At 72.7% G+C, this 20,373-nt stretch carries 16 protein-coding genes; 10 read left to right on the forward strand and 6 right to left on the reverse strand.

What is annotated here, in order from left to right; genetic code table 11:
• Positions 1-156: 156 nt before the first annotated feature.
• From ACIBCT_RS16930 to ACIBCT_RS16945, 4 genes are all read left to right on the forward strand, one after another.
• Complete coding sequence (locus tag ACIBCT_RS16930) at positions 157-465, forward strand: hypothetical protein (protein ID WP_399189363.1); 309 nt, start codon at positions 157-159, stop codon at positions 463-465.
• The gene (locus tag ACIBCT_RS16935; protein ID WP_399189365.1) at positions 462-1,631 is read left to right on the forward strand and encodes an NlpC/P60 family protein; all 1,170 of its coding nucleotides are present in this window, start codon (positions 462-464) and stop codon (positions 1,629-1,631) included. The genes ACIBCT_RS16930 and ACIBCT_RS16935 overlap by 4 nt, the downstream gene beginning before the upstream one ends.
• A 76-nt stretch (positions 1,632-1,707) precedes the next feature.
• Entirely contained in the window at positions 1,708-2,853 is a 1,146-nt protein-coding gene (locus ACIBCT_RS16940; RefSeq protein ID WP_399189367.1) for a WXG100 family type VII secretion target, read from the forward strand.
• A gap of 152 nt (positions 2,854-3,005) precedes the next feature.
• On the forward strand, positions 3,006-3,881 hold the full coding sequence (locus ACIBCT_RS16945; protein WP_399189369.1) for an AEC family transporter: 876 nt from the start codon (positions 3,006-3,008) through the stop codon (positions 3,879-3,881).
• 38 nt (positions 3,882-3,919) lie between these two features.
• Here the strand turns inward: ACIBCT_RS16945 and ACIBCT_RS16950 are convergent, their stop codons facing one another.
• On the reverse strand, positions 3,920-5,032 hold the full coding sequence (locus ACIBCT_RS16950; protein WP_399189371.1) for a sensor histidine kinase: 1,113 nt from the start codon (positions 5,030-5,032) through the stop codon (positions 3,920-3,922).
• On the reverse strand, positions 5,032-5,718 hold the full coding sequence (locus ACIBCT_RS16955) for a response regulator transcription factor (RefSeq protein WP_399189373.1): 687 nt from the start codon (positions 5,716-5,718) through the stop codon (positions 5,032-5,034). The genes ACIBCT_RS16950 and ACIBCT_RS16955 overlap by 1 nt, the downstream gene beginning before the upstream one ends.
• 112 nt (positions 5,719-5,830) lie before the next feature.
• Here ACIBCT_RS16955 and ACIBCT_RS16960 point away from each other — a divergent pair, with 112 nt between their 5' ends.
• Positions 5,831-7,999: an MMPL family transporter gene (locus ACIBCT_RS16960; RefSeq protein ID WP_399189375.1), complete on the forward strand. Its 2,169-nt coding sequence runs from the start codon at positions 5,831-5,833 to the stop codon at positions 7,997-7,999.
• A gap of 36 nt (positions 8,000-8,035) precedes the next feature.
• On the opposite strand, the gene ACIBCT_RS16965 is transcribed toward ACIBCT_RS16960, so the two are convergent.
• Together ACIBCT_RS16965 and ACIBCT_RS16970 are read right to left on the reverse strand one after the other, a co-directional pair.
• Complete coding sequence (locus tag ACIBCT_RS16965; protein WP_399189377.1) at positions 8,036-8,485, reverse strand: hypothetical protein; 450 nt, start codon at positions 8,483-8,485, stop codon at positions 8,036-8,038.
• A gap of 47 nt (positions 8,486-8,532) precedes the next feature.
• Positions 8,533-8,832: an antibiotic biosynthesis monooxygenase family protein gene (locus ACIBCT_RS16970; protein WP_399189379.1), complete on the reverse strand. Its 300-nt coding sequence runs from the start codon at positions 8,830-8,832 to the stop codon at positions 8,533-8,535.
• A 103-nt stretch (positions 8,833-8,935) separates the two neighbouring features.
• Here ACIBCT_RS16970 and ACIBCT_RS16975 point away from each other — a divergent pair, with 103 nt between their 5' ends.
• The gene (locus tag ACIBCT_RS16975) at positions 8,936-9,523 is read left to right on the forward strand and encodes a TetR/AcrR family transcriptional regulator (protein ID WP_399189381.1); all 588 of its coding nucleotides are present in this window, start codon (positions 8,936-8,938) and stop codon (positions 9,521-9,523) included.
• Between the two features lie 133 nt (positions 9,524-9,656).
• Here ACIBCT_RS16975 and ACIBCT_RS16980 read toward each other — a convergent pair whose 3' ends face one another.
• Positions 9,657-13,178, reverse strand: coding sequence for a S8 family serine peptidase (locus ACIBCT_RS16980; protein WP_399189383.1), 3,522 nt, complete (start codon positions 13,176-13,178; stop codon positions 9,657-9,659).
• A gap of 301 nt (positions 13,179-13,479) precedes the next feature.
• Between ACIBCT_RS16980 and ACIBCT_RS16985 the strand changes: the two genes are divergently transcribed.
• From ACIBCT_RS16985 to ACIBCT_RS17000, 4 genes are all read left to right on the forward strand, one after another.
• Positions 13,480-14,463: an alpha/beta hydrolase gene (locus tag ACIBCT_RS16985; protein WP_399189385.1), complete on the forward strand. Its 984-nt coding sequence runs from the start codon at positions 13,480-13,482 to the stop codon at positions 14,461-14,463.
• Positions 14,464-14,649: 186 nt separating this feature from the next.
• Positions 14,650-16,707: an N-acetylneuraminate synthase family protein gene (locus tag ACIBCT_RS16990; protein ID WP_399189387.1), complete on the forward strand. Its 2,058-nt coding sequence runs from the start codon at positions 14,650-14,652 to the stop codon at positions 16,705-16,707.
• 297 nt (positions 16,708-17,004) lie between these two features.
• Positions 17,005-17,934 (forward strand): glycosyltransferase family 2 protein, encoded by a 930-nt coding sequence (locus tag ACIBCT_RS16995; RefSeq protein ID WP_399189389.1) that lies wholly within the window; start codon positions 17,005-17,007, stop codon positions 17,932-17,934.
• Positions 17,931-19,214, forward strand: coding sequence for a polysialyltransferase family glycosyltransferase (locus ACIBCT_RS17000; protein WP_399189391.1), 1,284 nt, complete (start codon positions 17,931-17,933; stop codon positions 19,212-19,214). Before ACIBCT_RS16995 ends, ACIBCT_RS17000 begins: the two co-directional genes overlap by 4 nt.
• An 82-nt stretch (positions 19,215-19,296) precedes the next feature.
• On the opposite strand, the gene ACIBCT_RS17005 is transcribed toward ACIBCT_RS17000, so the two are convergent.
• The gene (locus ACIBCT_RS17005; protein ID WP_399189393.1) at positions 19,297-20,337 is read right to left on the reverse strand and encodes a DUF4331 family protein; all 1,041 of its coding nucleotides are present in this window, start codon (positions 20,335-20,337) and stop codon (positions 19,297-19,299) included.
• Positions 20,338-20,373 lie beyond the last annotated feature (36 nt).

A 20,373-nucleotide genomic window follows, 5' to 3' on the forward strand; every position in this document is an offset into this window, starting at 1 on the left:
GATGACCGATGCACTTTTGTAGTAGATGATCGTCCTTCGGTGGCTATGATCACTTCTTGGTAGATATGACCGGACGGTGGGCAGGCAACCGGTCAGTGAGCCGAATCGGCGTCCGAGCAGCCGGTTTCTCGGCGACGGGGGAAGGAGCCCGCTCCGGTGGGAAAACTTGATCTGAATCGTGAGGCGCTGGCCAAGCTGCGCGTCGCGGTGAACACCCAAGGGGGAAGGCTCGCCGCCGTCGGCGACGACTTCCCGGCAAAGGGCGGCGCGAGCTCGTCGATCTTCGGGACCCTGGCCGGCGCCCAGGAACTGGCCGCCGCGATCGGCCGGGTCGAAGCGCACGCGGACGGCGAGCTGGGAACGGTGAAGAGCCGCCTCGACGGCGTCGAGCGGGCCCTCGACACGATCGAGAGCAACGTGACCGCGGCCGAGCGGGACACCACGAGCAGCCTTCCGGCCATATGAGCGCCGTGGACGCCGTGGCGGCACTGCCCGGGGGGCAGGCCCTGGCCGCGCTGGCGAAGAAGACCGACGGAGACCCCGGTGCGATCCGCGCGATCGCCGCCCGGTGGCGCAAGGCGGCCGGCTCGTCCACCGAGCCGTTCGCGCTCCTCAACAAGGCGGTCAAGCAGGTCGACACCGCCTGGAAGGGCGCCTCGGCCGACGCCTTCGTGGCGTACATGCGGCGGTACGACAGCGCGGGCACCTCCCTGCGGGAGGCGCTGGGCGACTGCGCGGCCTCCCTGGACACCGCCGCCGGTGCCGTCGAGACGGCGAAGTCGAACGCCGAGCGCGTCTGCGGCGAGCTGGTGGCCTGGGTCGCGGAGTACCGGCGCGTCAACCCGCACGCCACCGAGGCACAGCTCCAGCCCGGTATCGGCCAGCAGGTCCAGGCGGCGACGTCCCTCGTGCAGGGGTACGTCGACTCGGCCGAGACGGCGCTGTCCACCGCGCGGGGCGAGATCGAGAAGCACCTCGGCGACACCACGCTGTTCTCCGCCATCCCGGCCGCGGGCGACCAGGGCTTCGTCCCCGGCCCCGGGCACACCACCCGGTGGGTGCCGGTGCCCGAGGACGAGTTCCGCACCACCACGCTCGCCGGTACGGAGAACGGCTCGCAGGGCGGTAACGGCAGCGGCAGCGGCAGCGGCGGGCAGGGAAGCTGGCAGGGCAACGGCGGCGGATCGTCGTCCGGCGGTTACGGCGGAGGCGGCGTCGGCGGAGGCGGTGGTGGCGGTGGTGGCGGTGGTGGTCAGGCGATCCCGTACACGGTCACCGGCAACGGCACCGGAGCCGACATCGTGGCCGCCGCCAGGAGCCACCTCGGCAAGCCCTACGTCTGGGGCGCCGACGGGCCCAACGCGTTCGACTGCAGCGGCCTGGTGCACGTCTCGATGAACGAGGCGGGAATCAAGATCGGGGACAACACCGCCGCCGGGTACCAGGCGAGCGGACAGCCGATCATCGGCCCTCCGCAGCCGGGCGACATCGTCTTCTTCGGCAACCCGGCGACCCACTGCGCCATCTACATCGGTGACGGCAAGATGATCGCCGCCCCGCAGACGGGCGACGTCGTCAAGGTCCAGACGGTGGCCGGCGCGTCGCCCATCAGCTACCGGCGCTTCGCATGAGCGCCCGTACGGGACGCGCACGACCTCGCAGGAGACCCGCGCGGCTGCGCACGGGGCCCGCACGACGATGACCGACATGAACGCCGTGGCCGCACTGCCCGGCGGTCAGGCGCTGGTGAACCTCGCCGACAAGGCCAAGGGGGACCCGGCCGCGATCCGGGCGATCGCGGCCCGCTGGCGCAGGGCCGCCCCCGGGGTGGTCGCACCGCTCGACGCCCTCGGCTCGGCCGTCACCGGCGTGGACGCGGCGTGGAACGGCTCCTCGGCCGACGCCTTCGTGGCGTACATGCGCAGGTACGGCCGCGCGGGTGACGCGTTGCACGACGCGCTCACCGGCTGCGCCACCTCGCTGGAGACGGCCGCGGGCGCGGTCGAGACGGCGAGGAGGCACATCGGCCAGGTCTGCGACGACCTGCTGGCCTGGGTCGCGGAGTACCGGCGGGTCAACCCGCACGCCACCGAGGCACAGCTCCGGCCCGGCATCGGCCGGCAGGTCCAGGCGGCGACGTCCCTCGCGCAGGGGCACGTCGACACGGCGGAGACCGCGCTGGCCACGGCCGCCGGTGAACTCGGCAAGCACCTCGGCGAGGCCGTCCCCGGTTTCGCCGGGATACCCGCGGCGGGCGACGAGAAGTTCGTCCCCGGCCCCGGGCACACCACCCGGTGGACGCCGGTGCCCGCGGACCAGATCAGCCCCGCGCTGCACACCGGGGGCGGCGGCTCGTCACCCGGTGGCCCGTCCATCAGTGGAGGCGGTGGAGGCGGAGGCGAGAACGCCGGGGGCACCGGGAGCGCCGGTGGCGGGGGCGGTGGCGGCTACGGGCCCAGCGGAGCCCCGCCGCCGGGCGGTGGACCGGCGCCCGAGGGCAGGGTCGCCGAGTGGATCCACCAGGCGGTCGAGATCCTCAAGGCCCAGGGCCTCCCGGCCGAGAAGATGAACGTCGACGACATCTGGATGATCATCAAGCACGAGTCGGGCGGGGACCCGCACGCCATCAACCTCTGGGACTCCAACGCGGCGGCCGGGCACCCGTCCAAGGGCCTGATGCAGACGATCGACCCGACGTTCTCCCGCTGGGCGCTCCCCGGGCACGGCGACATCTACAACCCGGTGGACAACATCATCGCCGGGGTGCGGTACGCGGTCGAGCGGTACGGGTCGGTGTCCAACGTGCCCGGGGTGGTGGGCAACAAGAACGGGTCGGGGTACGTCGGCTACTGAGCCACCGCGTCTCACGACCCGGCCGGGACGCCGGCGAACCGGACGGCCCTCCCGTGCCGGGGAGCCCAGGCCGGGAAGAACCGGGCCGGGGAGCCCGGACGGGGCGGAGGCCGTATCGCCGGCACGGACCGGGGTCCGGCTACGGTGTCCGGGTGCAGGCGGTCATCGCGGCTTTCGTCCCCATATGGTTCATCGGTGCCCTCGGCTGGCTGGCCGCCCGGTCCGGACGGGTGGGGCCCCGGGTCCAGGAGGCGCTGACGGCGTTCGCGTTCACCGTCGCGATGCCCGCCGTGCTGTTCACCACGCTCAGCCGTACCCCGCTCGACCGGATCCAGCCCGGCCCGCTCCTCGCATTCGCGATCAGCACCTTCACCGTCGGCCTGCTCGCGTTCGCGCTGTTCCGTGGCGGACCGTCCGACCGGGTGATCGGCGCGATGTCCTCGGCCTACGTCAACGCCGGGAACCTCGGCATCCCCGTCGGCCTGTACGTCCTGAACGACGCGACGTTCGTGGTGTCGGTCCTGATGTTCCAGGTCCTGCTGGTCTCTCCGCTGATCTTCCTGGGCCTCGGGGCCGGGGGCTCGTCCTTCCTCGCCCCGCTGCGGACGCCGGTCGTGGTGGCCTCGTTCCTCGGCCTGGGCGTGTCGGCCCTCGGACTGCGCCTGCCCGATCTCGCGCTGAGGCCCCTGGAGATCCTCGGCGGCGCCGCGGTGCCCCTGGCGCTGTTCTCCCTGGGCATGTCGCTGAACGGCTCGGCCGTCTCCTGGCGCACGACCGGGCCCGCGGTGGTCCTCAAACTCCTCGCCCAGCCGCTGGTGGCCTTCCTGGCCGGGCGTTTCCTGCTGCGCCTCGACGGCCCGGCCCTCTTCGCGGCCGTCCTGTTCGCCGGGCTTCCCACCGCCCAGAACACGTATGTCTACGCCGCCGAGTACGGCCGTCCCACCGAGCTGCCCCGCGACGCCATCCTCGTCTCCAGCGTCCTGTCCCTGGGCACCCTGTCCGTCATCGCCCTCCTGGGAGCCCGCTGACCCCGCGACCCGTGCCGCACCGGCCTGCCAGGGCACCGCTAGAGCTCGCGCAGCGGGAGGCGTACCCGGAAGGTGGCGCCGGTTCCGGGGCGGGAGTGGACCGACACCTCGCCGCCGTGCGCCTTCACCACCGCCTCGACGATCGACAGCCCGAGGCCGGCTCCTCCGCCGCCGGTGCCGATCCCGCGCCCCTGGTCCACCCTGTGGAAGCGCTGGAAGACCAGAGCCGCGTGCTCCTCGTCCACCCCCGGCCCCTGGTCGGTGACCTCCACCACCGCCCGGCCGTCCGCCACCGCGACGCGTACGGCCGCCGGTGACCCGGCGGCGGTGTGGTGCAGCACGTTGGCCAGGAGATTGCCCATCACCTGGCGGAGCCGGGCGACGTCACCGGTCACCCAGACCGGTCCGTCGTGGTCCAGCGACAACGGCCGATCGGGATCGACGGCCAGGGTGTCGGCCACCGCGTCGGCGGCCAGCTCGGTCAGCTCGACCGGTGCGCGGTCCAGCGGGCGGCCCTGGTCGAGGCGGGCCAGGAGAAGCAGCTCGTCCACCAGCGCCCCCATCCTCGTCGCCTCGCCCTCGATCCGGGTCATCGCCTTCTCCAGGTCGTCCTGGCGTACGGAGGCGCCGCGCCGGAACAGCTCCGCGTAGCCTCGGATGGTGGCGACGGGGGTGCGCAGCTCGTGCGAGGCGTCGGCGACGAAACGGCGCAGCCGCTCCTCCGACGCCTGCCGCTCCTGGAAGGCGTCCTCGATCTGGCCGAGCATCGCGTTGAGCGCGTCCCCGAGCCGTCCGACCTCGGTGCCCGGCGGAGCCGTCTCGATCCGCCGTCCGAGGTCGCCCGCGCCGATCGCCGCCGCGGTCTCGACGATGCGGTCCAGCGGGCGCAGGCCGCGCCGGATCAGCCAGGCGGCCAGCACGGTCAGGCAGGCCAGCCCGACCCCGGAGGTGCCGATCAGCACGAACGCCACCCGTTCGGACAGCTCGTCGCTGGCGGCCACGAGCCGCCGCGTGTCGCCCAGGGCGAGCAGGCGCGAGTCGCCGGGGCCCCGCCAGTCCTGGACGGCGCCGAACGTCGCCCCGGCGACCAGGCCCAGCGCCAGGGCCAGCAGGCCGACCACGGTGGCGACCAGGCGGGCTCGCAGCGACATCAGTCCCCCCTGGGCAGGCGCAGGACGTACCCGACGCGGGGCACGGTGTGGATGAGGGGCGGATCGACCATGTCCACCTTGCGGCGCAGGTAGCTGATGTAGGTCTGGACCACGCCGTCGTTGCCGCCGAAGTCGTACTCCCAGACGTGGTCCAGGATCTGCCGCTTGGTCATCACCCGGCCGGCGTTGGCCGTCAGGAAGCGCAACAGCTTGAACTCGGTCGGGGTCAGGTCCAGCAGGGTCCCGCCCCGTCGCACCTCGTAGGCGTCCTCGTCGATGACGAGGTCCTGGAAGCCCAGCCGGCCCCTGCCGGGCTCGGCCCGGCTGGTGCGGCGCAGCACCGCGCGGATCCGGGCGATCAGCTCCTCCAGGCTGAACGGCTTGGTGACATAGTCGTCGCCGCCCACCCTCAACCCGGCGATCTTGTCCTCGGTCGCGTCCCGGGCGGTGAGGAAAACGACGGGGACCTCCGCCCCGGTCGCCCGGATCCTGCGGCACACCTCGGTGCCGGGCACGTCCGGCAGCATCACGTCCAGCACGACGAGGTCCGGGCCGAACGAGCCGGTCATGGCGACCGCCGCCGCGCCGGTGGCGGCGACGGTCGTGTCGAACCCCTCGTACCTCAGGGCGGTCGCGACGAGATCGGCGAGAAAGGGTTCGTCGTCCACGACGAGGATGCGGCTCACCTGTCCAGTCTGACCGGTTCGGACCGGAGGATCCCGTCCTCCCCGGCGATTCACAGAAGCGTCTAAGAACGGCCCCACCGCGACTGAAGATCATTTCGCTCCACTGGGCGTCATGGAGAAACTCTCGGCCTTCGTCCTGCGGCACAGGGGACCGGTCGCCCTGCTGGCGCTGCTGGCCTTCCTCGTCGGCCTGGGCGCCACCCCCATCGCCGTCCAACGCCTCTCCGAGGAGTACGCCCACCCGGGCATGCCCGCCTTCGACGCCAACCAGGAGATCGTCCGGATCTACGGCAACGGCGGCTACCAGCGGCCCTTCGTCCCCGTCGTCGTCCTGCCCGAGGGACGGCGCGCCGACACCGACAGGGGCGCGATCGGCCGCGCCTACGCCGCGATCACCGCGAGGCTGCCCCGGGCCCGCGTCGTGTCCTACGCCGACACCGGTGACCCGCGGCTGGTCGGCACCGACGGGCGGACCACGTTCGGCCTGGTGTACCCCGGCACCTACTCCGACGGCAGCCCGCCAGGCGGCGGGCTGGGTGAGACACCCGACGAGAGCCCGGTCATCGTGGCGGCCATGACCCCGCACCTGCCGCCCGGCAGCACGGTGCACGTCACCGGGCTCGACACGCTCGCTCCGAGCGTGGACGCGGGTGGCGTGGACGTACCCGCCAAGATCGGCATCGGCGTGCTCGCCGCGGTGGTCGTGCTGTTCCTGGTGTTCCGCTCGATGCTCGCGCTCGTCCCCGTTCTCGTCGCCGTTCTGTCGATCTTCGTGTCGTTCATCGTGATCCTCCTGCTCACGCTCGTGACGACGGTGCACGACGTGGCCCTGACCACCATGCCGCTGCTCGGCCTGGGCATCGCGGTCGACTACTCGCTCCTGCTGGTCGCCCGCTGGCGGGAGGAGCAGGCCGCCGGCCACCGCGGAGACGAGGCGGTGCACCGTGCCATGGCGGGCGCCGGCCGCGCGGTGCTGTTCAGCGGCGCGGCGGTCGCGGTCGGGCTGGTGACCATGGTGGTGCTGCCCGTGCCGTTCCTGCGCAGCCTGGGCATCGCCGGCATGATCATCGCAGCGGTGAGCGTGGCCGTGACACTGACCGTGCTCCCGGTCCTGCTCGCGCTCAACGGCCGATGGCTGGACCGCCGGGCCGCGACGGACCGGCGCTTCGCCCGCGAAGCCGACGCCGGGCGGGCCTGGTCGGCCTGGGCACGCGGCGTCGTACGGTGGCGCCGGCCCGCGGCACTGCTCTCCGGCGGTCTGCTGCTGGCCCTGTCGCTGACCGCGCTCGGCGTCGACCTGGGCCTGCCGGAGAGCCGGAATCTGCGCACGTCCGGGCCTGGCCACCAGGGCCTGACCGCGCTCGCCCGGGCGGGTGTCCCGGCAGGGGCGATCACCCCGTTCGACGTCCTGGTCACCGGTGATCCGGCCGCCGCCGCCGAACGCATCGGACGTGTGGAGGGCGTGGCCACGGTGCTCGCACCACGGACGCCCGCGTGGCGACGCGACGGGACCGCGGTCGTCGCGGTGCTGCCCGTGGCCGAGAACGGCACCCCGGCCGGTGAGGCCACCGTCACCCGTGTCCGCGCCGCCGCCGGGAACGACGTCCGCGTGGGCGGGAACGCGGCGCAGAGCATGGATTTCCGGAGCCACGCCTACGGCGCGTTCCCGTGGATGCTGGGCCTGATCGCGCTGGTCACCTTCGTGATGCTGGCGCGGGCGTTCCGGTCGCTGCTGCTGCCGCTGAAGGCGATCGCGCTCAACCTGCTCTCGCTCGGCGCGGTGATCGGCGCGATGGTGCTGCTGTGGCAGTTCGGCTGGGGCACCCGGGAGATCCTGGACGTTCGGCCCACCGGCTCGATCGGTGAGTTCGTCCCGCTGACGATCTTCGCCTTCCTGTACGGGCTCAGCATGGACTACGAGGTGTTCATCCTGGCCCGGATGCGCGAGGAGTACGACAGGACCGGCGACACCCACCGGGCGGTCGTCGCGGGCGTCGGCCGCACCGGACGGCTGGTGACCTCGGCGGCGCTGATCCTCTTCATCTCGTTCGCGGCCCTGGCCATGACCCCGGAGCTGGACGTCAAGGTCTTCGCCAGCGGCCTGGCGCTCGGGATCCTCCTGGACGCCACCCTCGTACGCGGCGTCCTGGTCCCCGCGGTCGTGGCGATGATGGGCCCGTGGAACTGGTGGCTGCCCGGCTGGGCGGCCCGCCTCCTGCGTGTCGCTCCCTCGCCGCTGCGGGAGGAGGCCCCCGATCGCGTCCCGCGGCCGGTCGGCTGACGCACCGGCACAGCCGCGGACGGATCCGGCAAGGTCCTACGGGGCGGGGACCTCGGGGTCGGTGGCACCGCTCCTGCGGAGCCGCCGCATCTTTCCGGTGGCGATCACCTCGACCACGACCTGGTAGAAGCCGGCGACCGACTCGCCCTCCTCCAGACCGCCGCGGAACTGCTTCTCCACCTTCGAGAACGGGAAGATCGTGCTGCCCTCGGGGAGGACCACGCCCCATCCGTGATCGTCCGACCAGTCCCAGCGACCCCCGGTGGCGGCGACGATGCACTCGCCCAGGAACGAGCCGAGCACGCTGATCATCCCGCGGGACCCCTCCGGGTCGAAGCCCGGCCGGGACCGCTGCCGCTCGATGAAGCCCTCGACCCACTCGACGGACTCCCGGTTCAGGCCGAAGTCCACGTCGCTCACCGGCCCGAGCTCCTCGATGGCGAGGTCGACGTTCTCCTTGATTCGCGAAAGCTCCTCTGCACCCACCCGAGGATGATCGCACCGGCCGTGACCCCGGGCAACGCGATATCCGCTCACGCGCCGCCGGGCGGCTCCACCAGCCGGACGATCTCGCGGGGACGTGATTCGCGCTCGTCGTAGGCGATGTCCAGCTCCGCCGCCTGTACGGCGGTGAACGAGGCGGCGAACGCCTCCTCGGACTCCCACCGCACGAACGAGACGACCGCGTCGTCGGCGTCGTCGGTCAGCCAGCACTCGGCCGAGAGGCAACCCGGCCCGCGCCGGAACTCCTCGGCGACCCGGCGGACGCGTGCGATGAACGCGTCGCGGTGGGCGGCGTGCGGATAGTGGTTCGCCAGCATGGCGACCTTCATGAGGATCTCCTTCGCGTCTCCCGGCACCGGGGCGTGTCCCGGATCGGGCGATCTTCTATGTTGAGCAACATAGATTATGATTGTTAGCATAGAAGGAGGTGGCGTGACAACGCGACGAGAGCGGACCAGTCACGAGAGCCGCGAGCTGATCCTCACGGCGGCGTCGGAGCTGTTCGCCGAGAAGGGCTACAAGCGGACCACGTTCGTCGACGTGGCCGAGCGGTCCGGGATCAGCAGGGGTTCGATCCCCTGGCACTTCGACAGCAAGGAGGGCCTGCTGCTGGCGGTGTTCGAACGCGCGGTGGCCCTGATCCGCACCGGCCTGACCGAGGCCCCGCAGGAGACCGGGGACGGGCCCGACCGCCTGACGCGGAGCGCCGACGCCCTGTTCTCGCTCCCCGCCACCAGGCTCTTCGTCACGCTCCTGGCGGAGGCGCTGGAGCCGGACTCCCCCATCCGCGACCGCTACGTCGAGCTCCACGACACGCTGCGCGACCACTGCAGGCGGGGGCTGGAATGGATGCCGCTGCCGGACGGGACGTCCGCCGAGGCGCTGGCCGTCGCGGTCATCGGCGCCGGGATCGGCGTCCACCAGCAGTGGCTCCTCGCCCCCGACCGGGTCGATCCCCGCGCGGCCCTGGCCGCGCTGCGCGCGCTGCTGGCGGGAGCGGGGCCCGCGGCCGGGAGGTGAACGGGCTCCGCCTCCACCCGCGCCGGGGAACGGGCCCCCTCGGTGGGCAAGGGTGTCGCGTGCACGGTGACGAGGGCCGGGACGGCCGGTGCCCGCCGTCCCGCCGAGTGGCGGGGCGGCGGGCACCGGGTCGCTACGGGGTGGCCCTGTCGGGGCGGTCGGAGATGCGGATGGCGTTGAGGACGGTGTCGCCGGACCGCTCGGCGAAGCGCACGTTGAGCTGGCCGTCGGTGACCTTCACCGTGTACTGGCGGGTGGTGGCGGTGTGGGCGCCGGCCTCCAGGGCCAGGTCCAGCGCGGGGACGGCGAGCTGCCCTTCGACGATGACGTCGAAGACGCGCTGGCCCTCCCGCTTGCCCCGGGTCTCGGCGAAGCCCAGCTCGACGGTGTAGGTGCCGGCCGGTACCTGGTCGAACCGGTACTCCAGCATCCCCTCGCGGACGCTCCTGAACAGCGCCTGCTCGGTGGTGCCGGTGATCGCCTTGCTCGTGGTGTTCGTCCTGGTGGAGGTGCCCACGTAGCCGTGGCCTCCCGCGGCGTACTTCCGGTCGGCGCTCCAGCGGTCGCCGACGGCGTCGACGACGTCCCTGGTGCCGCCCACCTCGACGGCGACCCGGTGCCTGGGCACCACGAGGGTGACGGCGATCTCGATCTGCGGGTTGCGGCCGCTGGCCGAGCGGACCAGCAGTTTCCCGGTCCGTACGGTGCCCGGCTGGGCGCCCGCGCTGGAGGCGGTCACCGTCAGCGTCTGCGAGCCGCCCGTGACGAGCCGGCCGGAGACCGGTGTCACGCTCAGCCAGTCCTGGGCGGGCTCGGTCACCACGGTGTAGTCCGTGGCGACGCCCAGGTTGGACAGCTCGACGGTGCCCGACCTGGTCGTCTCCGCCGGTTGCACCAGGGTCAGCTCCGCGGCCGAGGCCGTCACCCGGCCGGTGGCCAGGGCGGTGTCGGCCCGGGTGACGGCCCCGGCGGTGACGGTGACCTCCTGGGTGAAGGTCCCGTAGTTCTCCTTGGAGATCTCGATCCGGTGGTCGCCCATCGGGACCTGCCCGAGGAACGTGCCGTCGGCGGCGGTGGTGAGGGTCACCAGGTCGCCCACCTCGACCGTCGCGCCCGCCAGCGGCCTGCCGTCGTTGGCGTCGGTGACGGTGCCGGTCAGCAGGCCGTGCCGGCTGGTGGAGAAGGTCAGGCTCTGGCCGTCGGACAGGGCGGCGGCGTTGAAGGAGTACTGCAGCGCGTCGGTGCCGGTCGCGTTCTCGACGCCGATCGTGGCGCCGATCCCGGCGTCGCGCTCACCGTCGACGCTGTCGTAGCGGTAGCCGATCGAGCCGTTCTCGCCGAGCAGCGCCGAGAACGAGATGCGCTGGGCGGCGTCGGCGTAGAACCGGGCGTTGCGCCACTCCAGGACGAAGGTGCGGTTCGGCGCGGTGCCGAGGGTCGCGGTGTAGACGCCGGACTGGTCGTCCAGCACGAGGTCGTCCCAGAAGGGGTAGATCGCCGCGTTGGGGGCGGCGGAGGCGGGCAGGGTCACGTTGCCCGCCAGGGCGGTGCCGGGGGCGAAGGTCAGGAACCCGTTGCTGCTGACCCAGCCGGCCGTGTACCCGGTGCCGTAGAGGGGGAAGGTGAACGGCAGCGTGATCGGCTGGATCGCGTCGTCGCCGGTGAGCGTCGTCCTGACGGTGCCCGCGACGTACGGCTCGGCGCCGGCCGCGCAGGTGTAACCGAAGGAGTCGGTACGGCGCGGCAGGTCGGCGTCCCTGGTCAGGTCCCCGTTCACGGTGACCGGCACGGTGAGGGCGTCCGCGCACCGCGAGCGCGGGGTGAACCTCAGCTCGTGGTCGCCGTCCGGCAGCGTGAGCCGGTAGCGTCCGGCGGCGTCGGTGACCCCGGTGACCGCGGTGCCCACCGCGGTCACGGTGACGCCCTGCTCGGGCGTGCCCGAGGAGGTGACCGTCCCCGACACCGTGCCCGAGGGCAGCGCCGTCAGCGACACGTCCCGGGTGACCGTCCGGTCCGCCACGACCGTGACGGTCGCGGTGGCGTCCTCGTAGCCGAACCGCTCCACGGTGAGCCGGTAGTCGCCCTCGGGCAGGCGGGGCAGCGTGTACGTGCCGTCCTGCGCGGTGGCGACGCCGCGGTTCAGCGGCCCGGTGACGGCGACGGCCGCCCCGGCCACCGGCGAGCCGCCGGTCGTCACGGTGCCCGCCAGCGTGCCGACGGCCCCGTCCGGAGCGGCCTGGACCGCCGCGAACGCGTCCAGGCGGCCCTCGCCCCAGACGTTGTTGTCGGCCGCGGTGCCGCCGCAGCGGGTGTCGTCGACGTCGATCGCGGTCCGGTCGAGCAGTTCTCGCGTGGCCGCGACGTCGCCCAGCAGGCCCGGGGAGGCCGACCACATCAGCGCCACGGTGGCGGCCAGGTGCGGGGCGGCCATCGACGTGCCGGAGAAGACGTCGTAGCCGCCGCCGGCCACCGAGGAGCGCACGTCGACGCCGGGGGCCGCGAGGTTGGGCTTGATCTCACCGCCCTCGCCGGAGCCGCGGGTGGAGAAGGTGGCGATCGCGTTGTTCACGTCGAACGCGCCGGCGCTGTAGCTGGAGACGTACTGTCCTGGCGAGCCGCTGGAGGTGCAGCCCGCGTTCGTGAGGTTGCCGTTGGAGAAGACGGGGAAGATGCCCGCCGCGACCCACGCCTCCACGGTCTCCCTGTACCAGGGGTCGAAGCCGCTGCCGCCCCAGGAGTTGTTGACGATGTGCGGCGCCAGGTCGGGGCGGGGGTCGTCGCCGTTCAGGTCGGTGGGCGCGAGCACCCACTGCCCGGCGGCGAGCAGCGAGGCGTCGGAGCAGGTGTTGGTCTCGCACCCCTTGGCCGCGATCCACGTCGCGCCCGGGGCGACGCCGATGCCGCCGCCGTCGCCGTCGCCGCCGCCCACCATGGTGCCCATGGTGTGGGTGCCGTGGTCGTTGTTGTCGCACGGCGCGGTGCCGGCGCAGATCCCCGCGGGGTCGAACCAGTTGTGGGCGTGGTCGACGGTGCCGTCGGCCTTCTTCCCGCGGTACCGGGCGGCCAGCGCGGGGTGGTCGAACTGCACGCCGCTGTCGATGTTGGCCACGACGATGCCCTCGCCGCGCACGCCCAGGTCGCTCCAGACCCCGGGGGCGTTGACCCGGTCGATGTTCCACTCGACCGCGTCGACCCTCGCCGTCTGCCGGCCGGGCAGCGGCTTGGGCAGGGCCGCGACCCGGCCGGGCTCGATCCGGTCGACCTCGGGCCGTTTCGCGATCTCCTCGGCCAGCTTGGAGCCTCCGGTCACCCGGATGGCGTTGGCGATCCAGAACGGCGTGAAGTCGGCGCTCTCGGCGGTCAGGAGCCTGCGCAGGCCCGCCTGGGAGGACTCGGCCAGCTCGGTCTTGGCGCGGTAGACCTGCGCCGCCTTCTCTGCCCTGGTCCTCGCCCTGCGGGCCGCGCCGAGGTCGGCGCCGGCCTTCAGGCGTACCCAGAAGGTGGCCTTGTCGTCGGCCGCCAGGTCGGCCAGGACGGTCTTGTGGATCTTGTCGGGTTCGGGGGCGGCCTGGGCCACGCCAGGGGGGAGGACGAGCGCGAGCGCGGTGACGGTCCCGATCAGGATCGATCGCCGGCGTCGGGGGGTGTTTGACACGCGGTCTCCTTCACGCCGGACGGGAGTCTCCCGCCCGGCAGGGCGACGCGGGATGCACATGATCTTTACAACCCACGTGGAGAATCCTGAATAGATCATGTGAAGTTTTCAAGCTTTCGGACGCTTAAGACGCCATATGTCATGAGAATTAACATGAACGAACCAGGCCAGAACGGGGTCCGGCGTCCCCCGGTCCCTGCCGGAGCGCCCCCACCGGATCCGTGGCGGGACGTCGCGGGGGTTACAAGGTGTCGCGGCGTGTGGGTTCACCGGATCACCCGGACGCGGGAGTATTGGCGATGTGAACCGCACCGCTGCTGTACGCCTGGGAGTGTTCCTGCTGGCCGCCGTCGCGCTCGTGGCGGTGCTGCTCGCCCTGCTGCCGCCGTCCTCCTCCGGCCGGGGGCCCGCGATCGGCGCCGACGGCGCGAAGGGCGCGCCGGCCCCGGCCTTCACGGTACGCAAACTCGGTGAGCGCGACCACGAGCTGACCGTCGCCTCCGCCGCGCTGGGCCGCGAGGGCAGGGTCCGGGTGCTGCTGCCCGAGGGGTGGACGCCCGGCTCGGGGCCGTGGCCGCTGCTGTACCTGCTGAACGGCTGCTGCCAGAGCGACTACGCCGCCTGGATCACCAGGGGGGACGCCGCACGGCTCACCTCCGGCCACCGGGCGATCGTCGCCGTCCCCGAGAGCGGTGCCGTCGGCTTCTACTCCGACTGGCGCGAGGGCCCCGGCTGGGAGACCTTCCACCTCACCGAGGTCAGGCGGATCCTGGAGCGCGACTACGGCGCCGGCGACCGGCGGGCGGTGGCCGGGCTGTCCATGGGCGGATTCGGCGCCATGTCGTACGCGGCCCGCCACCCGGGCATGTTCCAGGCGGCGGCCTCCTTCTCCGGCGTGCTGCACACCCGCGACGGCAACGGCGGCGTCGACTGGCTGCTGGAACGCAACGGCGAGCACTCCGTGAGGCTCTGGGGCCCGCCGCAGGACCCCGAATGGGCCGCCCACAACCCGGCCGACCTCACGGGCGAGCTGCGCGAGGTACGGCTCTTCGTCTCCTGCGGCGACGGCTCCCCCGGCCCGCTGGACGCCCCCTCCACCGGCCGGGACGAGGGCGAGGCCGCCCTGCTCGGCCAGTCCGTCACCTTCGCCGAGCGGGCCAGGGCGAGCGGGGCCGAGGTGACCACCGACTTCTACGGCCCCGGCACGCACACCTGGCCGTACTGGCGGCGCGGCCTGGAACGCGCCCTGCCGATGCTCATGGACACCATCGGCGCCACCGTCTGAGGACGTCCCCGTGGCGGGCGCCCTCTCGGGGCCGTCCGCGGACCGCGCCGGCGACCGGGACGCGGAAAGTTAATACGGGCGACTTTGGGCGTTCAGCTCGGGCACCCCTGTCCGGTCACCCTCGTGGCTAGGTTCCTTTGACATCCCCGAACCGGGGCGTTTCGCCGTATGTCATGAGGAGCCACCTTGCGAGTCCTGGCCGTTGTCCCCGCCCGTGGAGGTTCGGTGGGCGTTCCCCTGAAGAACCTGGCCGCGGTGGGCGGCAGTCCCCTGGTGGCCCGTGCGGTGCGGGCCTGCGTGCGCGCCGAGCTGATCGACGAGGTCGTGGTCAGCACCGACCACCGCGGCATCGCCGAGGCCGCCCGCGAGGCCGGGGCGACCGTGATCGACCGGCCGGACGAGCTGAGCGGCGCCACCGCCTCCAGCGAGTCCGCCGTGCTGCACGTGCTCGACCACCTCCCCGAGACCCCCGACGTGGTCGTCCTGGTGCAGTGCACGAGCGCGTTCATCGACCCCGCCGACCTGGACTCGGCGATCACCCGGGTCCTGGACGGCGACGCCGACGTGGTGTTCTCCGGGCTGGAGACGCACGAGTTCCTGTGGAGCGCCGCCGGCGACGGGGTCAACCACGACCCCGCCCACCGCCCGCGCCGCCAGGACCGCGAGCCGCACTTCCGCGAGACCGGCGCGTTCTACGTGATGCGCGCCCAGGGACTGCGCGAGCAGGGTCACCGCTTCTTCGGCGCCGTCGCCGTGCAGCCGGTCTCCCCCCACCACGCCATCGAGGTGGACACCCCCGAGGATCTGGAGATCGTCCGGGCGCTGGCGCCGTTCGTGGACCGGCCCGAGCCGATCGACGTGGACGCGGTGATCACCGACTTCGACGGCGTGCACACCGACGACCGCGCCTACGTCGACCAGGACGGCCGCGAGATGGTCGCGGTCAGCCGCTCCGACGGCATGGGGATCTCGCTGCTGCGCCGCTCCGGCGTCAAGCTGATGATCATGTCCACCGAGCACAACCCGGTGGTCGCCGCCCGCGCCCGCAAGCTCGGCGTGCCCGTCCTGCAGGGCCTGACCGACAAGCGGACCGTGCTGCGCGACTGGCTGGCCATCGAGGGCATCGACCCGTCCCGCGTCGCCTACGTCGGCAACGACGTCAACGACCTGGGCCCGATGAGCGACGTCGGCTGGCCGATCACCGTCCCCGACGCCCACCCCCGGGTCCGCGCCGCCGCCAGGACCGTGCTGACCAGGCCCGGCGGGGCCGGAGCCGTACGCGAGCTGTGCGACCGCGTCCTGGCCGCCCGCCCGGTGGACCAGGTCGAGCTCGCCGGCGCTCCCCGGGCCGAGCTGCGGCTCACCCCGAACGCCAGGCCCGTCCAGATCGGTGAGGCGCTGGTCGGCGCCGGGCAGCCGGTCTACATGATCGCCGAGATCGGCATCAACCACAACGGCGACGTGGAGATCGCGCGCCGGCTCATCGACGTGGCGGCCGAGGCGGGCTGCCAGGCGGTCAAGTTCCAGAAGCGCACCCCGGAGATCTGCGTGCCGCTGGAGCAGCGCGACCAGATCCGGCAGACGCCCTGGGGCGAGATGACCTACCTGGAGTACAAGATCAGGACCGAGTTCGGCCTGAAGGAGTACAGCCAGATCGCCGAGCACTGCCGGGAGCGCGGCCTGGACTGGTTCGCCTCGCCGTGGGACGTGCCGTCGGTGGAGTTCCTGGAGAACATGGACGTGGTCACCCACAAGGTCGCCTCGGCCAGCGTGACCGACGTGGACCTGCTCCGCGCGCTCGCCTCCACCGGCAAGCCGATCATCCTGTCCACCGGCATGTCAACGCTGGAGGAGATCGACCGGGCCGTGGAGATCCTCGGCACCTCCAAGCTGGTGCTGATGCACGCCACCTCCACCTACCCCCTCCCCCCGGAGGAGGCCAACCTCCGCACGATCGTCACCCTCCAGGAGCGGTACGGCGTGCCGGTCGGCTACTCGGGCCACGAGCGCGGCCTGCAGATCTCCCTCGCGGCGGTGACGCTGGGCGCGGTGACCGTGGAGCGGCACATCACGCTGGACCGCACCATGTGGGGTTCCGACCACGCCGCCTCGCTGGAGCCGGCCGGGCTGGAGCACCTGGTCCGCGACATCCGGATCATCGAGACCGCGCTGGGCGACGGGGTCAAGCGGGTGTTCCCGGGCGAGGAGGCCCCGCGGGCGCGGCTGCGGCGGGTGGCTGTGTAGAAGGCGACGCTGTGTAGAAGGCGACGCTGCGCGTCGCGGTGAGACCGCTCGGATCCGGCTCAGTGTTCATGGCGACGCTGCGCGTCGCGGTGAGACCGCTCGGATCCGGCTCCTTCCCTCGTCGGGAGGAATCGTTCGTTCCTCACGATTCCGCCCTCCTCGGTCCAGTCGCCGGCGCGGCCTCACGGGGAAGTCCCTGGGGAGGGGGGCGGGGCGGTCGCCGGGGGGCGGGGAGACCGGGGCGTTGCCTGGGGGGTCGGTGTCGGAAGGGGTGGGGTTCGAAATGGAGAGAATTAGTTGATCACGTTGTCCGTGGTCGTCCCGGTGCGGGACGCGGAGCTCTACATCGGTGACGCGCTGACCTCGCTGGTCGGGAACGCGCGCCGGGACTTCGAGTTCATCGTGGTGGACGACGGATCGGTGGACGAGACCGGGCAGATCATCGAGGACTTCAGTGCCGACCTGCCCGGTCTGACGGTGGTGCACAACGACGCGCCGGTGGGGCTGGCCGACGCCCGCAACCTCGGGCTCTCCCTGGCCTCTGGCCGCTATGTGACGTTCATGGACGGCGACGACTGGCTGGCGCCGGGGTACCTGGCGGACCTGGTGGCGGCGATCGAGCGGCTTCGCTGCGACTTCGTCCGGGTCGACCACGTGCAGGTGGAGGGGCGCAAACGGGTGATCCACCGGGCGCCGCTCGCCGTGCGGGAGACGGTGCTCAAGCCGCGTGACCACATCCTGCCCGCCCGCTCGAAGACCATGGTCGACTACCCGTACGCCTGGGCGGGGATCTACCGCCGGGACCTGGGCGATCTGCTGACCTTCCCCGGGCACCTGCACACCGCCGAGGACAGGCCGTGGATCTGGCGGCTGCACCGGCTCGCGGGCTCGTTCGCGGTGGTCTCCCTGACCGGGGTGTTCTACCGGCGGCTGGTCGCGGGCTCGCTCACCCAGACCGGCGACGCCAGGCAGCTGCACTTCTTCGACGCCTTCGACGTGGTCTTCGCCGAGACGGAGGAGGAGTTCATGCCCAAGGCGGTGCGTACCTTCCGCGCGCTGCTCACCCACCACCTGGAGCTGGGCGAGCGCTTCTCCCCCGAGCTCCGCGCCCGCTTCGCCGAGCGTGGCGCCGCAACCCTGCGGCGGCTCCCCGCCGACCTGCTCGCCGAGAGCCGCCTGGATCCGGAACGCGACCAGGTCCTGCGAAGCCTCCTGGAGGGCCGATGACCCAGCTGTTCTACGCCTCGACCCTGTTCGGCGCGATGACGCTGGCGGCGGCGATCGACGACGGCCGCTTCGGCCCCCGCTCCCGCCGCAGGATCCTGCTGGTCTCCAACAACGCGGCGATCCCGGAGATCACCCCGGCCCTGGACGAGACGCCGGCCTTCGCCGCGCTGCGCCCGCGTTTCGACGAGATCCACTCGTGGAACCGGATCGTGGCCCCGCTGCACCCCTCGGACTGGAAGGCCCGCGTCGTCGAGGTGCCGATGCTGAGCCGCCTGCTCGGCTCGTACCTGTCGCTGGACGACGGGGTGGACGAGCTGGTCCTGGAGTCCATCGCGGTCCCCCCGGCCAGGACCGTGGCCGGGCTGGTCAGGGACTGTCCCGTCTCGGTCTACTCCGACGGCCTGATGAGTTACGGCCCGACCCGTGACCCGCTGCCGCTGGAGATCGCCGGGAGGGTCACCCGCCTGCTCCACCTCGACCTGGTCCCGGAGCTGACGCCACTGCTGCTGTCGGAGTACGGGGTGAGCACCGAGATCGTCCCGGACCGGGCCTTCCTCGACGTGGTCGGCGCGCAGGCCGGTGGCGCGTCCTCGGGCCGGGCGATGATCCTCGGCCAGTACCTCTCCGCCCTCGAGATCCTCACTCCCGCCGAGGAGGCGGGGCTGCACGCCGACATGCTGCGCGGCCTGGCCGCCCGCGGGTTCCGGAGCGTGCTGTTCAAGCCCCACCCGGCCGCCGGACGGCAGCACGCCCGGCGGCTGCGCGAGACCGCCGTCGAGCTGGGCGTCGAGCTGGAGGTGGTCGCGGAGACCGTTCCGGCCGAGTCGTGCTTCGCCGCGTCCCGGCCCGAGCTCGTGGTCGGCTGCTTCTCCACCGCGCTGATCACCGCCGGGCGCTACTTCGGGCTCCCGGTGGCGACGATGGGCGGCGAGTCGGTCCTGGAGCGGCTCATCCCGTACGAGAACAGCAACCGGATCCCGGTGACGATCACCGACGCGCTGCTGCCGCGCCTGTCGGTGGACGGCTCGCTGGAGGACCCACCGGCCGTGGACCTTCCCGCGCTGGTGGGCGCGGTCGGGTACTGCATGCAGAGCGAGGCCTACCCGGGCCTGCGCGAGACGGCCGCCACCTACCTGCGGGCGTACGGCTCGGCCCGTTACTTCAAGAACCGGCGGCTGGCCTCCCTGGACCTGCTGCCCTCCGCCCCGGGCACCGCGCGGCGGGGAAGGTCTCCGCTGGGCAGGCTCCGGGGCCGTCTGTCGAGGGCGTTCCCGTCCTGATCTCCCGGATTCCGATCCACCTCCCGGGTCCTGGTCTCCCGGATACCGGCCTCCGGGACGGGAGGGCGGGGGCCGGGGCGGGTCAGCCGGTGCCGGCCGGCTCGGCCGCGACGTACGGGAAGCGGTCGGCGCGCGTGTCCGCGAACTCCCCGGGGGTCAGCCCGGTGCTCGTCGCCGCGTTCAGCACCAGGGAGAACATGACCTCGGCGGCGTTGTCCGCGAGGCCACGGCCGTTGTGCCCGGCGAACCCGAAGGCGGCCGGGGTGCCCGTCCGGTAGGGCAGCAGGTCGGGGAGCAGGTGATGGGCCACGGACCTGCCGTAGGCGACCGGGTCGCCCGGGGCGCCGTTCGCCGCGGCGACCGCGGCCACGAGGCGCGCGATGTTCTCGCTCTCGGCCCCCATCTCGTCGGCGGGGTGGACCCGGTTCGCCGCACCGGCCCGCTCGCCGTCGTCGGGACGGAAGATCGGCCACATCATCGGGCGGCCCTCCCGGTTCACCTGCCACCAGCCGCCCGCGTCGGTGGCCAGCTTCGTGGTGGCCCAGACCCCGATGCGCCGGTCGGTGCCAAGGCGCGGGTCCCGGTCGGCCACCTCCAGCACGATCGAGTGGACGGTCGAGCCGGAGAAGCTGTTCTTGGCCGCGCCCGGCTCCCAGCCCGGCGTCTCGACCCGGGCGCCGTTCCTGACCGCGAGGTTGACCGCGCGGACCTGGGCGAGATCGACGTAGAACGGGTCGAGGGCCCGCCCGGCCCACAGCCGCAGGCCGTCCGGGCCGGAGACGGTCTCACCGGTCCGGCCCTCGGCGAGGAGCTCGCCCGCCGCCCTGTCGTCGCGGGCGCCGTGGCCGGTCAGGACGTGGAGGGTGAGGCCCTGCTCACCGGACGGGGCGGGCTCGCCGAACGCCACCCGGTAGGTGAGCTCCTCGGCCGCCGAGCCGTCCAGGTGGATCTTGAACTCGTAGCGGGCCTCCGGGTGGAACCCCGGCCGCGTGCCGGACCCCGACAGGGAGCTGTTCACGTCGAGGACGAAGACGGTCCCGGTCTCGCCGCGGAAGACGTAGTGGTCGGTGATGTCGAGCCGGCCGTCCTGGCGGGCCTGCTCGGAGTCGAGATGGTGCGACATGGGCCCGCCCTTGGATTCCGCCGGTTTCTCCTCAGG

Origin of the sequence: Streptosporangium sp. NPDC050855 (assembly GCF_044456585.1) — a bacterium.
Lineage (GTDB): Bacteria > Actinomycetota > Actinomycetes > Streptosporangiales > Streptosporangiaceae > Streptosporangium > Streptosporangium longisporum.

Excerpts from the sequence above, each read along its gene's own strand:
- ACIBCT_RS17000 (WP_399189391.1), top strand. The coding sequence starts at position 17,931 with ATGACCCAGCTGTTCTACGCCTCGACCCTGTTCGGCGCGATGACGCTG.
- ACIBCT_RS16940 (WP_399189367.1), top strand. The coding sequence starts at position 1,708 with ATGAACGCCGTGGCCGCACTGCCCGGCGGTCAGGCGCTGGTGAACCTC.
- ACIBCT_RS16960 (WP_399189375.1), top strand. The coding sequence starts at position 5,831 with ATGGAGAAACTCTCGGCCTTCGTCCTGCGGCACAGGGGACCGGTCGCC.
- ACIBCT_RS16935 (WP_399189365.1), top strand. The coding sequence starts at position 462 with ATGAGCGCCGTGGACGCCGTGGCGGCACTGCCCGGGGGGCAGGCCCTG.
- ACIBCT_RS16970 (WP_399189379.1), bottom strand. The coding sequence starts at position 8,832 with ATGAAGGTCGCCATGCTGGCGAACCACTATCCGCACGCCGCCCACCGC.
- ACIBCT_RS16950 (WP_399189371.1), bottom strand. The coding sequence starts at position 5,032 with ATGTCGCTGCGAGCCCGCCTGGTCGCCACCGTGGTCGGCCTGCTGGCC.
- ACIBCT_RS17005 (WP_399189393.1), bottom strand. The coding sequence starts at position 20,337 with ATGTCGCACCATCTCGACTCCGAGCAGGCCCGCCAGGACGGCCGGCTC.